This window comes from Portibacter lacus (assembly GCF_021533215.1).
Classification (GTDB): domain Bacteria; phylum Bacteroidota; class Bacteroidia; order Chitinophagales; family Saprospiraceae; genus Portibacter; species Portibacter lacus.
Genome location: NZ_JAJNKA010000008.1, coordinates 95,001 through 109,049 on the forward strand (window position 1 = coordinate 95,001; position 14,049 = coordinate 109,049).

12 protein-coding genes are annotated in these 14,049 nt (G+C 37.1%); 7 read left to right on the plus strand and 5 right to left on the minus strand.

The window, feature by feature from the left end:
• Position 1 precedes the first annotated feature (1 nt).
• On the plus strand, positions 2–1,897 hold the full coding sequence (locus L2586_RS14805) for an ABC-F family ATP-binding cassette domain-containing protein (RefSeq protein ID WP_235293699.1): 1,896 nt from the start codon (positions 2–4) through the stop codon (positions 1,895–1,897).
• Here L2586_RS14805 and L2586_RS14810 read toward each other — a convergent pair.
• Positions 1,880–2,596, minus strand: a complete 717-nt coding sequence (locus L2586_RS14810; protein WP_235293700.1) for an RluA family pseudouridine synthase — start codon at positions 2,594–2,596, stop codon at positions 1,880–1,882. The genes L2586_RS14805 and L2586_RS14810 overlap by 18 nt on opposite strands.
• Positions 2,593–4,575 (minus strand): bifunctional riboflavin kinase/FAD synthetase, encoded by a 1,983-nt coding sequence (locus L2586_RS14815; protein ID WP_235293701.1) that lies wholly within the window; start codon positions 4,573–4,575, stop codon positions 2,593–2,595. The genes L2586_RS14810 and L2586_RS14815 overlap by 4 nt, the downstream gene beginning before the upstream one ends.
• 108 nt (positions 4,576–4,683) lie before the next feature.
• On the opposite strand from L2586_RS14815, the gene L2586_RS14820 reads away from it, so the two are divergent.
• Genes L2586_RS14820 through pyrF form a run of 3 tightly spaced genes read left to right on the plus strand, consistent with a single transcriptional unit; the run spans position 4,684 to position 6,853 of the window.
• Positions 4,684–5,772 (plus strand): Mrp/NBP35 family ATP-binding protein, encoded by a 1,089-nt coding sequence (locus tag L2586_RS14820; protein WP_235293702.1) that lies wholly within the window; start codon positions 4,684–4,686, stop codon positions 5,770–5,772.
• Between the two features lie 9 nt (positions 5,773–5,781).
• The gene (locus L2586_RS14825) at positions 5,782–6,039 is read left to right on the plus strand and encodes a NifU family protein (RefSeq protein ID WP_235293703.1); all 258 of its coding nucleotides are present in this window, start codon (positions 5,782–5,784) and stop codon (positions 6,037–6,039) included.
• Positions 6,026–6,853, plus strand: a complete 828-nt coding sequence (pyrF, locus tag L2586_RS14830; RefSeq protein ID WP_235293704.1) for an orotidine-5'-phosphate decarboxylase — start codon at positions 6,026–6,028, stop codon at positions 6,851–6,853. The genes L2586_RS14825 and pyrF overlap by 14 nt, the downstream gene beginning before the upstream one ends.
• 35 nt (positions 6,854–6,888) lie before the next feature.
• Here the strand turns inward: pyrF and L2586_RS14835 are convergent, their stop codons facing one another.
• Complete coding sequence (locus L2586_RS14835) at positions 6,889–7,422, minus strand: GNAT family N-acetyltransferase (protein ID WP_235293705.1); 534 nt, start codon at positions 7,420–7,422, stop codon at positions 6,889–6,891.
• Positions 7,423–7,438: 16 nt separating this feature from the next.
• Here L2586_RS14835 and L2586_RS14840 point away from each other — a divergent pair, with 16 nt between their 5' ends.
• Positions 7,439–7,870 carry a YybH family protein gene (locus tag L2586_RS14840; protein ID WP_235293706.1) on the plus strand — a complete coding sequence of 144 codons (432 nt, stop codon included), beginning with the start codon at positions 7,439–7,441 and terminating at the stop codon, positions 7,868–7,870.
• Here the strand turns inward: L2586_RS14840 and L2586_RS14845 are convergent.
• Positions 7,867–9,255, minus strand: a complete 1,389-nt coding sequence (locus L2586_RS14845; protein WP_235293707.1) for an exonuclease domain-containing protein — start codon at positions 9,253–9,255, stop codon at positions 7,867–7,869. The two genes, L2586_RS14840 and L2586_RS14845, sit on opposite strands and share 4 nt — an antisense overlap.
• Positions 9,256–9,308: 53 nt before the next feature.
• Between L2586_RS14845 and L2586_RS14850 the strand changes: the two genes are divergently transcribed.
• Entirely contained in the window at positions 9,309–10,547 is a 1,239-nt protein-coding gene (locus L2586_RS14850) for an exo-beta-N-acetylmuramidase NamZ family protein (RefSeq protein WP_235293708.1), read from the plus strand.
• Between the two features lie 209 nt (positions 10,548–10,756).
• Here the strand turns inward: L2586_RS14850 and L2586_RS14855 are convergent, their stop codons facing one another.
• A complete protein-coding gene (locus L2586_RS14855) occupies positions 10,757–12,799 on the minus strand; it encodes a ComEA family DNA-binding protein (RefSeq protein ID WP_235293709.1) in 2,043 nt (680 codons plus the stop codon).
• A gap of 218 nt (positions 12,800–13,017) precedes the next feature.
• Between L2586_RS14855 and L2586_RS14860 the strand changes: the two genes are divergently transcribed.
• On the plus strand, positions 13,018–14,022 hold the full coding sequence (locus tag L2586_RS14860; RefSeq protein ID WP_235293710.1) for a glutamine synthetase beta-grasp domain-containing protein: 1,005 nt from the start codon (positions 13,018–13,020) through the stop codon (positions 14,020–14,022).
• The last annotated feature ends 27 nt before the right edge of the window (positions 14,023–14,049 follow it).

The window sequence follows — 14,049 nt, forward strand, 5'->3', positions numbered from 1 at the left end:
TATGATAAACGTTCAAGGACTTTATATTCAATATGGGGATCGGGTTTTATTTAACCGCCCTAGTTTAACCATTGAAAAAAATGAAAAAATTGCCCTAATCGGAAGAAATGGCGCTGGGAAATCCAGTCTGCTCAAACTACTTTGTGGCAAATTTTCACCTGATGAAGGGAGCATCAATATTCAGAATGGTGTTTCACTTGGTTACCTAGAACAAGATTTGGATCTAAATTATGATACACCTATCTTAGATGAAGCCAAGAAAGCCTTTGAGCAGGTTAATAAACTGAAAGACGAGTTAGAAGAGATTAATCAAGAACTGGAAACAGGGATCGAGGATATGGATCTTCTTCATAAATTACTTGAAAAACAAGCTGATTTATTTACTAGGATAGATATTCTAGGAGGAAATACGCTCGAGAGTGAAGCGGAGAAAATTTTACTTGGACTAGGATTTAAATCTAAAGATCTAAATAGAAAACTTAGCGAATTTAGTGGTGGCTGGCAGATGAGGGTGGAAATTGCCAAATTGCTATTGCGTAAACCAGAGGTTTTACTACTTGATGAGCCTACGAATCACTTAGATATAGAGTCGATTATATGGCTTGAAAAGTATCTGAAAAATTACGAAGGTAACATTATACTGATTTCGCATGATACTCAGTTTCTAGATACCATTTGTAATAAAACAATAGAAATAGATAATGGTGTTTTCTATGAATATAAGGCATCGTATTACAAGTACATTGCGCTTAGAGAAGAAAGAATAACCATCCAGGAAGCTGCATACAAGAATCAGCAGAAAGATATAGAGCAGAAAGAAAAGATCATTAAGAAGTTCATGGCCAAGGCTACAAAAACCAAAATGGCTCAATCCATGCAAAAGCAATTGGATAAAGTAGAACGAATTTCTATCGATGCATTTAACCTTAAAGATATGGATTTGAGGTTTCCAAAACCTCAGCGCTCTGGTAGATTAGTGGTCGATGCTAACTGCAGTAAAAACTACGGTCCGATCAAAGTCTTAGAAGACATTCATTTTGAACTTGAACGAGGTCAGAAAGTTGCTTTCGTTGGACAGAATGGTCAAGGTAAGTCCACTTTAGCGAAGTTAATAGTAGGAAATATAGAAGCGACATCTGGAAAGATAGAACTAGGACATAATGTAGAGATCGGCTATTACGCGCAAAACCAAGCGGAAGAGTTAGACCGAAATAAAACCCTTCTGGAAACCATGGAGGACAATGCTTCGCCAGAACAGCGACCCAAATTGCGAAGCATTTTAGGTAGTTTTTTATTCAGCGGCGAAGATGTGGATAAGAAAGTTAGCGTACTATCTGGTGGAGAAAGAGCGAGGCTTGCACTTGCGATTATGGTGCTAAGAGAATTCAATTTATTAATTCTGGATGAGCCTACGAATCACCTAGATATTCAAGCAAAAGCTGTTCTGAAAGATACCGTCATGAATTATGAAGGGACTTGTATTATTGTTTCGCACGATAGAGATTTCTTGAATGGTCTTACGGATAAGACATTTGAATTCAGAGACAATAAAATCATCGAATACTTAGGAGATGTTAATTACTTCTTAGATAAGCGAGCACTTGATAATATGAGAGACGTGGAGCAGGTGGAAGTGATCAAAGAAAAAGCAGCGAAGAAAGAAATTAGCAGTGATGACTTAAAGAAAATGAAGAGGAAAGTTCAATATCTGGAAAGAGATATAGAGAAGTTAGAAGAGTCTATTCTGAAATTGCAAAATAAAATGTACGATCCAGAATTCTACCAGGATCCGGAAAAAGATAAAATCCTTGCTAAGCACGGAGATCTCAAGAAAGAACTTGAAGATAAGATGAAAGAATGGGAGCTTAAAGCCGAAGAATTAGACGCTTTTGTCTAGCTGATTAATAACGGCCCTAAGATCTTTAGGCAATGCTGCTTCGAAGCTCATCTTCTCTCCCGAGGTTGGATGAAGAAACGATAGCTTATTAGCATGCAGAGATAACCTATTCATTAGCGGACGTTCGACAGCATCCTTATTCTTGTTGTATTTCTTAGCCTTGATTTCTGATAAATAGAAGCCAGGATCTCCATAAATTGGATCAACCAAAAGCGGAGTATTGATAGCCTTAAAGTGCACTCTGAGCTGATGATGTCTTCCTGTTTTAATTTCAGCTTCACATAAAGCAATGTTTTGGTACTTTTTCAAGACCTTGTAAGTGCTCAAAGCCGCTTTTCCTTCTTTCGAAACCACACTCTTATTCTGATTATTAAGTTTCTTTAGACTAAGCTCTATTTCTCCCTCATCGGGCCTTGGAATTCCTCTAGTAAGTAATAAGTATTGCTTCTCAATTTGTCTGTTCTGAAACATCGTATTCAACCGACGATGAGTTTCCGCATCTTTTGCTAAAATAACAATGCCGCTCGTTTCTGCATCTATACGGTGAACGATAAAGATGTCGCCATACTTTTTCTTGAATAAATATTTCAATGAAAAATCCATTTCAGAAGTCCTTCCAGGAATGACAGGAACACCTGCAGCTTTATTGACTACTAGGATTTCTGTGTCTTCGAATATGATGTCATAGCTCTTTTTCATAGCTCGTTATACTTCTTCTTGCCCAATAGATAAAATGAAACAGGAATTATTTTGCTTGATTTCCCAGTTCTATTCTCTGGACCGATTCGATATTTATTAATAAGCGCATCGTACTTCTTTCTGGTCTTGTTAATCTGACGAAAATTACCATAAATAGAAAAGTGCGCTTTGATAACGGTAGGAATGGCATTCCATTGACCTTTTATAAATAGCATTGATGCTGCTGCTCCATCCAGAATAAGCCTGAGGAAGAACTTCAGATACTTGATCATGCCTCGCTCATTCTTGAGCAAAGTTCTCAGACTGTTTCTGAAATTTAAATAAATCTTTCTAGTACTCTGGTAGGGTAGTGTTCCGCCACCTAAGTGATAAACGATACTTTCATTTACTGCCAGAATTTTATATCCCGCTCGTTTCATTCTCCAGCAAAGATCGATTTCTTCGTAATGTGCAAAGTAATTGCCATCGAAACCACCGAGATTATTGAAAACTTCTGTCCGAACCACCATCGCTGCACCTGATGCCCAAAATATCTCGTGCGTACCATCGTACTGGCCTTCATCAATTTCTACTTCATCGAAAATTCGGCCCTTACAATAAGCATAACTTAAAGCATCTAAGTAACCTCCTGCTGCTCCTGCATGTTCAAACTTCTTTGGCGCTACTAAAGACCGTATTTTCGGCTGGCAAGCTGCAATTGTAGGATCGGCTTTCATGATCTCTAAAATCGGATCTAACCAGTTTTCTGTAACTAAAACATCATTGTTTAGTAATACAGTAAACTCTGATGTTATATCCTTCATAGATCGATTGTATCCATCTGCAAAACCATAATTTTCAGTAAATGGAAGAATATTAACCTCAGGATGCCATTCCTTAAGGTAGTCGATCGAATCATCGGTAGAAGCGTTATCGATTACTAAATAGTCCACTAAATCGTTGCTACTATATAATATCGATGGTAAGTATGATTCTAGATAGTCTGAGCCATTGTAATTAATAATGGCAATAGTGCATATGGGCACTTCTACATGCTCTCTTTTTTCATACTCATGTAAGACTAATCTTGTTTCTTGCTCGTCTTCATGAAGCTGAACTTTAAGTTCCTGAAGGTTGGAGAATTTCATGTCATCTCTTATGAACATGGCAACTCGAACCGTTATTTCTTTTCCATAAATATCTTCATTGAAGTCGAAAATATTTACTTCTACTCGCTGTTCTGGCTGACCTTTCAGTGTTGGCCTATTGCCAATGTAGAGCATTCCTTTTAGATTCTGCCCATCCACTTCTACAAACACTGCATAGACGCCGTCGGGCGGAATCAGTTTTTTTGGTTCTGAAACCTGAATATTTGCCGTTGGAAAACCGAGTTCTTTACCGATTTTTTCACCGTGTACAACTTCACCAGAAATGATATAATGATAATTGAGAAATTTATGTGCAGTGGCCATTTCAGATTGCTGGATAGCTTTCCTGATTTTGGTACTTGAAATGGTAATTTCTTCTATTTCTTGCACTTCGATTTCTATGACTTTGAAATCATGTGTTTTTTCGTATTCTCTAAGAAGATCGATATTTCCTTCTCGATTAAGACCAAAACGATGGTCATATCCGATGGCTAGATAACTTGGCTTAAAATATTTTAAAAGAAAATTTTCTACATATTCTCGGGGATGCATTTGTGAGAATTCTATAGAAAATGGCACAATGACGAGATGATCAACTCCAAATTTTTCAAGTAATTTGATCTTTTCGTCTAAAGAATTAAGCAAAGTCAGCGAAGTATCCTTTGGATAAATCACACTTCTAGGATGCGGATCGAACGTTATAATAACACTTTCGCCGCCTATTTCATTAGCGAGTTGGTTGATTCTCGAAATTATTTTCTGATGACCGCGATGTACTCCGTCAAATGAACCTATGGTCACCACCGCTTTCTCAATTTCGGAAATATCCTCCAGCCTGCGATATATTCTCATCTATAAGGGACTAAAATTTTATGCAAAAGTAATAAAATAACGCTCTTGTTGATCGTCTGGAACATTATTGAGTTTTAAATGTTTTACATTTGCATAAAAAAGAGATAAATGTCCATTGACAATAATAAAATAGTAACAGCACTTTCTACCATATTGAATCCTAAAACAGGACTGAATATTATTCGCTCTAAAATGGTGGATGGTCTAAAGATAGATGGAAATAATGTAACGTTTACATTAAAAGTTCCTCCGAGTGATGCAGCGATAAAAAGTGAATTAAACTTCGCTTGTATGGCTGCTATTCAAGAAGTATATCCTGAGGCACAAGTTCATGTTCACATGGCTGGAAGTGAAGCTGGCGGGAAGGCTGATAATCTTCCGCAGATTAAAAACATCATAGCGGTCGGAAGTGGAAAAGGTGGAGTAGGTAAGTCTACCGTTGCCGTGAATTTAGCATTGGCACTTAAGAAGATGGGCGCGAAAGTAGGGTTAATGGATGCAGATCTATATGGTCCTTCTGTTCCAACGTTACTAGGAATGCAAGGTGAGCGACCTAAGTTAGAAAAACTTTATGGTCAGGCTAAAATGAGACCTTTAGAAAAGTATGGGATTTATACCATTTCTATTGGTTTTATCATTGAACCTGAGCAAGCTGTGGTATTAAGAGGTCCTCGACTAGGTGGTATCATTAAGCAGTTCATCAACGATTGCTTATGGCCAGAACTAGATTTTTTGATCATCGATCTGCCTCCTGGGACTGGTGATATCCAACTTACGATGGTTCAGACCGTGCCCGTAACAGGTGCTGTAATGGTAACAACTCCACAGGAATTAGCTTATGTAGATGCGCTGAAGGCAATGAATATGTTTCAGCTTTCTAATGTCAATGTTCCAATAATCGGCGTAGTGGAAAATATGTCTTGGTTTACACCAGAAGAATTGCCAAATAATAAATATTATATTTTCGGGAAGGGAGCTGGAAAAAGACTGGTTAAAGAATCGAAAACGACGTTGTTAGGCCAGATTCCATTGATTCAAAGTGTACGTGAAGCAGGTGATGGTGGGGAACCAGCAGTATTGAATCCAGATCATCCAGCGTATCCTTATTTTATGTCAATGGCAGAAAGAACACTCGAGCAAGTTAATCTTCGAAATGAAGCGATGGCACCTACACAGATTGTTAAAATAAATACGTAATTTTGTAATATGTCTGATAAAGAAAAACAAGAATGGATAGATCGTGTAGATGTGGCACTTGAAGAGATTCGACCTCATTTAGCGGTAGACGGAGGAAATATTGAAGTTCTTGATGTTACAGATGAACTTATGGTCCAAATCAAATGGTTAGGCAATTGCGAAATGTGCACCATGTCAAGTATGACCATGAAAGCTGGAGTAGAACAGGCAATCAAATCAAGAATCCCACAGATTAACGGAGTACACGCAGTAAATGGCATTCAATAATCAACTTTTATTTAAGCAAATTCTAGCAAAACGGTCTTATTTATGTGTTGGCCTAGATTCTGATATTAGCAGAATTCCTAAGCACTTGTTAACATTAGAAGATCCGATTTTCGAATTCAATAAAGCAATTATAGACGCAACAAAAGATCTGTGCGTTGCATATAAACCTAATATTGCATTCTACGAATCTCTTGGGGCATCAGGGTGGGAGAGTCTCCGAAAGACATTGGAATATATTCCAGATGATATTTTCACGATAGCCGATGCTAAGCGAGGAGATATAGGAAACACCTCTTTACAATATGCAAAGACTTTTTTCGAAACCTATGAGTTCGATAGTGTTACCATAGCTCCGTATATGGGCGAAGATTCAGTAAAACCATTTCTTAGTTTCGAAGGAAAATATGTCATTTTACTAGGATTAACTTCTAATAAAGGTAGTGATGACTTTCAGCACTTTTGTGATATTTCTGGAAAGAAACTTCATGAATTAGTACTGGAACGTGCTCAGGAATGGTCTGATCCAGACCAACTGATGTTTGTGATAGGAGCAACTCATCCTGAAGCTTTTGAAAAAATAAGATCGATAGCGCCTCATAATTTCTTCTTAGTTCCAGGAGTGGGAGCTCAGGGTGGAACGATCGAGGATGTCAGTAGATATGGGCTGAATAAGGAAGTTGGATTGCTAGTCAATTCTAGCAGAGGAATTATATTTGCTTCGTCAGGTGAGGATTTTGCGTCAGTTGCTCGAGAGAAAGCTAAAGAACTACAATCCCAGATGGAGAAGGTTCTAATCGAAAGGGAATATCTATAGATTTTTGTCTATATGTGATACACTCATCCAGCTCCCTATCCACGTGTACTTACAGAATAAATATAATCTTCGCAATCTTCCTCGTCATTATACTTAATTCCCAGATTCACGAATCCAGTTTTACTTAATACTTTTTGCGAACCCACATTTCTGAGGTCGACGTAAGCAATAATGTTGTCTAAACCATCTATCGATTCACAAAGTTTGATGAGACCTTCTACAAGCTCTGTAGCATATCCTTTTCCCCATTGGGACTGAGGAAGCCTAAACCCAATTTCCCAATTTTCCTCTTTGTCTTTAACTAATGCAATCGTTCCGATGCATTCCTCACGGCCTTTATCTACTGCCGCCCAAACCCAGAAATCATTGTCGGGCTTATCATAACATCCCATAACATATGCTAAGTCTTTGATATCTTCTTCCATGGAATTGGCTTTTCCTCCTGCATATTTCATTACTTCGATATTACCCTGCATTTCATGAAATGGACCGATGTCAGTGGATATTAATCTTCGGACTAAAAGCCTTTCTGTATCGAAAATATTATCTTGCTTAAATTCTGTAACCATTTATATTGATTTAGAAATGAAATTTACAATTATTTTATTGATCGGAGCCATGCCATTTCTATCCTTTTCACAATCACAAGAGGATCAGGATGCGATTAGACAAGTTATGGCATTGCAACAAGATGCATGGAACGTAGGAGATTTAGAGACTTTCATGGCGGGTTACTGGAAATCAGAGGAACTCCGATTTACAAGTTCTGGAAGGACGAGCATGGGATGGCAAAAGACTTTAGATGGTTATAAAAAAGGATATCCGACGATAGAGAAAATGGGCAAATTGAAATTTGAAATATTTGATATATATCCTGTGGAAGAAAAATCAGCCGCTTTGACTGGTTCGTTTTATCTTACTCGATCTGACGAAGACTTAAGTGGATTCTTTACCCTTATCTTTCGCAAAATAGATGGAGAGTGGAAAATTATTTCTGATATGACTTGCTCTAATTAAAAGGAAATTATTTTCGATTGGGGATGATCTAGGATGTGATTCCGAACGATATTATTGGTTTCTGGATTTTCCTCTACGTATTTTATAGTTTCTTTTATTTCCTCCACACCTTGATTTAGATCCTCCGAGGTCGCATATCCGAATCCTCGATAATATCCATCTTCTACTAAGATAACTGAATGTTCATCTTTGGTTCTTCCTTGTTCGATTAAAATGAAATTGTCTTTGAAGAGTCTAGACATGTGAAGAATGGCAAGATCGGCTCTTTCATTATAACTTTCGCAATCCTCTTCTAAGATGCAGGCGCCAAGGCAATTATGGATTTTGTAATCGAAGCACGGTCCATCATTGGTTTCTAGATCATTCAGCTTTAGACACAATCCAAACTCTTTAGAAATATTTTTGACATGTGATTTTGCTCCTGCTAAGCTGGAATAATCAGACAGTATTTCTTTATTCAACCTCCGTTTCTTCGACGTTTTCTCAATTCTTAATCGTGTATAACCAAGTTCATCCTTGAAGTGGTGGATGAAGTAAGGAAAGTGCGCATTCTTTTGAATCTTATTGATCTCTGGCTGGTGGATTTTTATTTCTCTAGACTCGTGCAATAAGGAAATAAGCTCAGAACCAGTAAGTTCGAAATCTATAGAATGCACTTGTCGTTGCATGTTTTCAGCTTTCTTCGTTGTTTTCACGAAGTGCTGAACGACGCGCTTTTTAATATTGATACTTTTACCGATGTATACAACTTTGCCATATTCGTTATAAAAATAATAGACTCCACATTCCTCAGGAAGTTCATGCAGTCTTTCCATTGTGATCGATTTCGGAAGCTGAGATTCACGCAGACCATGATTGATGTACATTTTGATATTGTCTTCCGAGTCTTCCTTAGCAAATATTAATTCTAGTAATTCCGTCGTAGCGACGGCATCTTCTAATGCACGGTGTCTCGCATTAACCTTAATATTAAAATGCTTGATTAGGTTTCCAAGACTATATGATTTTAGGCCAGGGAAAGTTTTTCTAGCAAGTCTCACCGTGTCCAGTTGCCTTTTGCTAAAAGTATAGCCTAAATCTTTGAAAGCTTCCTTTATGAAAGTATAATCGAATCTTACATTGTGTGCAACGAAAATTGCACCTTCTGTCATTTCCACTATTTTTTTTGCGATCTCATAAAAGTGGGGAGCATCGGCAACCATTTCATCTGTAATTCCAGTAATTCTAGTAATGTTAGGCGGAATGGATCTACCTGGATTTATTAAGGATTCGAACTTATCAGTTATCTTTTCACCATCATGAATTACGATTCCGATTTCCGTAATTTTATCCCTTTTGGCCATGCCTCCAGTAGTTTCTATATCAATAATGGCATATTTTTTCACTAACTTTGACCGTTTAAGCATTTACAATGAAAAACAAATTTAAAAGAAATTAAATGATTAAGTATATCTACTTTTTGACATGTGTATTTTTAGGCTTAGCATCTTGTGAAGAAAGCGCTAGTAAATTAACAGCTGATTACCAAGAAGGTTCTGCCAAGTTTATGAGTGGTGGAGAGAAATCCATTACGATGGGGGCAGAACAATTAGCACTTTACTATCCGATGATTAAAGGGAAATCGGTAGGACTTGTCGTTAACCAAAGCAGTACAGTTGCTAATCGACATCTAGTAGATACACTCTTAGAGTTAAATACAAATATAAAAGCCATATTCGCACCAGAGCACGGATTCAGAGGGAAAGCTGATGCTGGGTCGCATATTGACTCCGGTAAAGATGCGGAAACAGGTATAGATATTATCTCTGTATATGGAGCAAATAGAAAGCCGAAACCGGAACACTTAGAAGGTATCGATGTGGTCATTTTTGATATTCAAGATGTTGGTGTAAGATTTTATACTTATATCTCTACGCTTCATTATATTATGGAAGCTTGCGCTGAAGCGGATATTCCAGTGATCGTTCTTGATCGACCGAATCCTAATGGTTTCTATGTAGATGGTCCTGTTCTTGATCCTAAGTTTACATCTTTCGTAGGAATGCATGAAATTCCAGTTGTCCATGGTATGACCGTGGGCGAATATGCTAAAATGATCAACGGCGAAGGATGGTTGCCAGATGGTCTTAAGTGTGACTTAGAGGTGATTCCTTGCGGAAATTATACGCATAATATGACTTATGATCTTCCGATTAAGCCTTCTCCGAATTTACCTAATCTAAGATCCATTCTGCTTTATCCGTCGATCTGCTATTTCGAAGGAACGAATGTTAGTATCGGACGAGGAACAAATAAGCAATTTCAAGTTATCGGTCACCCATCACTCAAAAATTATGAGTTTTCATTCACTCCTGAACCTATGCCAGGTGCAACTAGTCCGAAACTGAAAGGCGAATTGTCTTATGGGTTAGATCTTACCCAGTTTTCTGTAGATTACCTTAAAGGTAATGCAAAATTAAACCTGAAGTGGCTAATAGAAATCTACAATGCATATCCAGATAAGGAAAATTTCTTCATCAAAGATGCTGGATTTTTTGATAAGTTGGCAGGTGGTGATCAATTGAGAAAGCAACTGATAGCTGGTAAGAGTGAAGAAGAGATAAGAGCAAGCTGGGAACCTAGACTATCTGAGTATAAGACGATTAGAAAGAAGTACTTAATGTATGCTGAAAAGTAATTCTTTTTAGGTCAATGTTAGAGCTAGGTTATGGATTGCAATATTTCTAGTTATAGTATTTTTCTTTTACGCCAGTTCAGGTAGGGTAGAGTGAGGCAAGATTTGAACAAATAGCTATTTAATGGTGGCAGAAGGTTTTATGTCATTCTAGGAATAAACTCGATGTTCATGTTCAAACATTGACAATGAAAAGAATACTAAATGTTACCTTAAAACTTAAATCTTAGTTGAGCTTTAAGGTCAGTTCTTCTATTGCCATTGATTTCCTCTAAGGCACTACCGATGGTCGACTGATTGTTCAGGTAAGTTCGAGAAACTCTGAATTCAGCGGTTAAGAATCTATTCACTCGGTATCTTAGATTAGCGTAAGTTCTGAATCCTCTATTTGCGAATGCTGGAATACTAAATTCATACAAAAGATCATTCTCGTAAGTATAGATACGACTGTCGTAATCATCGGTATCGAAAATAGCATAACGCATAGTTGCTGATAAAGGCAATTTCTTAGGTTTGAAAATGATGTCTTGGTATATCATGAAACCTCTAGAAACTTGATCATCCTTCGTAAATAAACTAAATTCTACTCTATTTCTTATTTCAAATGTTGGATTGATTTTATAGGCATTATGAAACCTTAATCGTTGTCTATTGAGCTGAGCAACATTCGTAGTCTTTAGACTTTCACTTGCATTTTGCTCCTTCGTTTCATAGAAGTACTGGATATAGAAATCGGCCTTCCTTTTTTTATGGTAGAGGAATTTGAGATAGAATTCTTGCCCATTAGAAGGAGAATCAACTCTGAATTTTAACCATGGATGGCGAAAGAAATCTGCGTATCCTTCTATATGGAACTGTTTGTTTAGTCTAAGCAAAGCTGAGGCATAGATACCTTCTTCATTCTGAGCATTGCTGGATTCGGTAAATGTATTCGCGTAAATAGATTGATAATTCTTCGCAATATTTCTATAGACTACTGCTACTTCGAAATTCTTATCGAGTCCCAGAATTACACCATTGACAAAGCCAAGATCGCCTTCCTTGTCCGAGGACATTTCACCAAAGAAATTAAAGTTATTCCATATGTATCCATAATCGACGCTACCATTAATATACTTCTGCTGAAGAACGCTGAATAACTGATATAAGTCAGGCGAGGTATTTAATGAACTACCAAAAGCTGAATACATTAAGTTCGCATTGACAGAAAGTGACTTTCTTCGGAATCTTAATGATGTTCCAGCATCCGTGAAACCAAGTTGCTTTTCTTTTCTGATCTCATTCACATTTCTGTGAAAACCATCTGATGGAATCGAAGTATACAGTGTGAATATATCATTGTTCACGGTATCCAAAAAGAAATTAGCATCTCTCAATTGGTAAGAACCATAAAGTAAAAGATTTAAATTTTTAGACAAATTGAGATCTAAGGCGCCACCACGTAGAAAATTAAATTCGTTAACGGAAGTATATGGTCTAAGTGGTCGGGTTCTATTCTTAACACGCATCACTTGCGTACTTTTTCCTGTACCAAAACCCATGGCTGCAATCAGACCTTGACCTAAACTAATCGAATAATCACCGATGATGGCTTGCTTGATAAAAGAGGTTGGATTGTTAATAGCAAGATGACCAGAATAATAGTCAAATCCATTTTTATTAGAACCTGTAAAGAATTCTTCTCCAGCATCTTTTTCAGCGGTGAGGCCTAGTTGTAATTTCTTACCAGCAACATATTTGTAACGAACATACAGTTTATTCGGATCACCTAAGTAAGGACTATTCACATCATCAGTATATCCTTTCTGTTTTTCAAGAACACGTCTCCATTTTATATAGACTTCGTGTTTCTGATCTCTTAATATGCCTTGGTCAATTTGTGGTTTAGCTAGATCTCTGACACGTGCTAGATCAGCAAGCAATCTTACTTTTTCAAGTGGGAGACCTTCTACACTTTGTAGTTCTAGAATATTTATAAAATCACCATGCTGAGATCTGTGATTAATGATGGCTGATATCTCAAGATCACTTAAGAAAAATAGATCTGATAGCTCTTGTCTGGATATTTTATTTAGATCGAAAGGTCTTTCTATGTATTCATTGATTTGTTCTAGAATAGTATTCAGGTCTAATTCAGCATCTTCATCTTGATTAGCCAGAATACTTTCTACCCATTCTTCGGCTTCTAAAGATTGACTATAAGTGACATTAGCCACAAATAAGAATAAGGATAGTGAAAGTATTATGCGAAACATGGGTTGAAAATACTTATTTCTTTAATATATCACCAATTTATTTATTAGCAACAAGCTTGACATAGCATAGTGAAGGTGTGTATCTTATTGATATACAGAGGTTAAAATTGCTTATAAGTATCTTAGGGATAACAAATAAAGTTAATAATCACATTAATAGACTATTGATAGTTATATTTTTGTTTGGAATTGATTTAGTTAATAAAACGAATATAGAAATGTCAAGATTTAAGTTAGAGTATATCTGGTTAGATGGAAGCCAACCGATGCAAGGTATGAGAAGTAAGACCAAAATTGTTGGTTCTGATTTTTCTGGGAAATTATCTGAATGTCCAGATTGGTCTTTTGATGGATCATCCACACAACAGGCAGAAGGAGGTTCTTCTGATTGTATTTTGAAACCAGTATACATATGCCCAGATTCTGATAGAAAGAATGCATACTTGGTAATGTGCGAGGTATTAAATGCTGACAGAACACCACATGAAAGTAATGGTAGAGCGCAGATCAACGATAAGAGTGATGAGTTCTGGTTCGGTTTTGAGCAAGAATATGTAATAGAAGATCCGGAGACTGGATTACCAGTAGGATTTCCTAAAAATGGATATCCAGCACCACAAGGACCTTACTACTGTGGAGTAGGGACAGGGAAAGCTGTAGCAAGAGAGTTAGTAGAAGAACATATGGATATCTGCATAGATGCAGGGCTTAATATAGAAGGAATTAATGCTGAAGTAATGGCAGGCCAATGGGAATTCCAGATTTTTGCAAAAGGTGCAGAGAAAGCAGGTGATGAAATTTGGGTTGCAAGATATTTGTTAGAAAGAACAGCTGAAAAATACGGTTTAAAGATCAACTGGGAATGTAAGCCAGTTAAAGGAGACTGGAATGGTTCAGGAATGCATGCTAACTTCTCTAATGAATTATTGAGAACAGCGAATTCTAAAGAAACTTTCCACGCAGTATGTGAGAAGTTCAGAGGAAAAGTAAAAGAACATATTGCAGTATACGGTCACGATAATGAACAGAGGTTAACAGGTCTTCATGAAACAGCTTCTATACATGACTTTTCGTATGGAGTGTCTGATAGAGGAGCTTCAATAAGAATTCCATTGTATACAGTAGAGCATGACTGGAGTGGATACTTAGAAGATAGACGACCTAACTCAGCAGCAGATCCATATAAAGTGGCAGCTGTGATTATTGATACAGTTACTAGTTAAGATTAATATTAAAGGTACAGATACGTT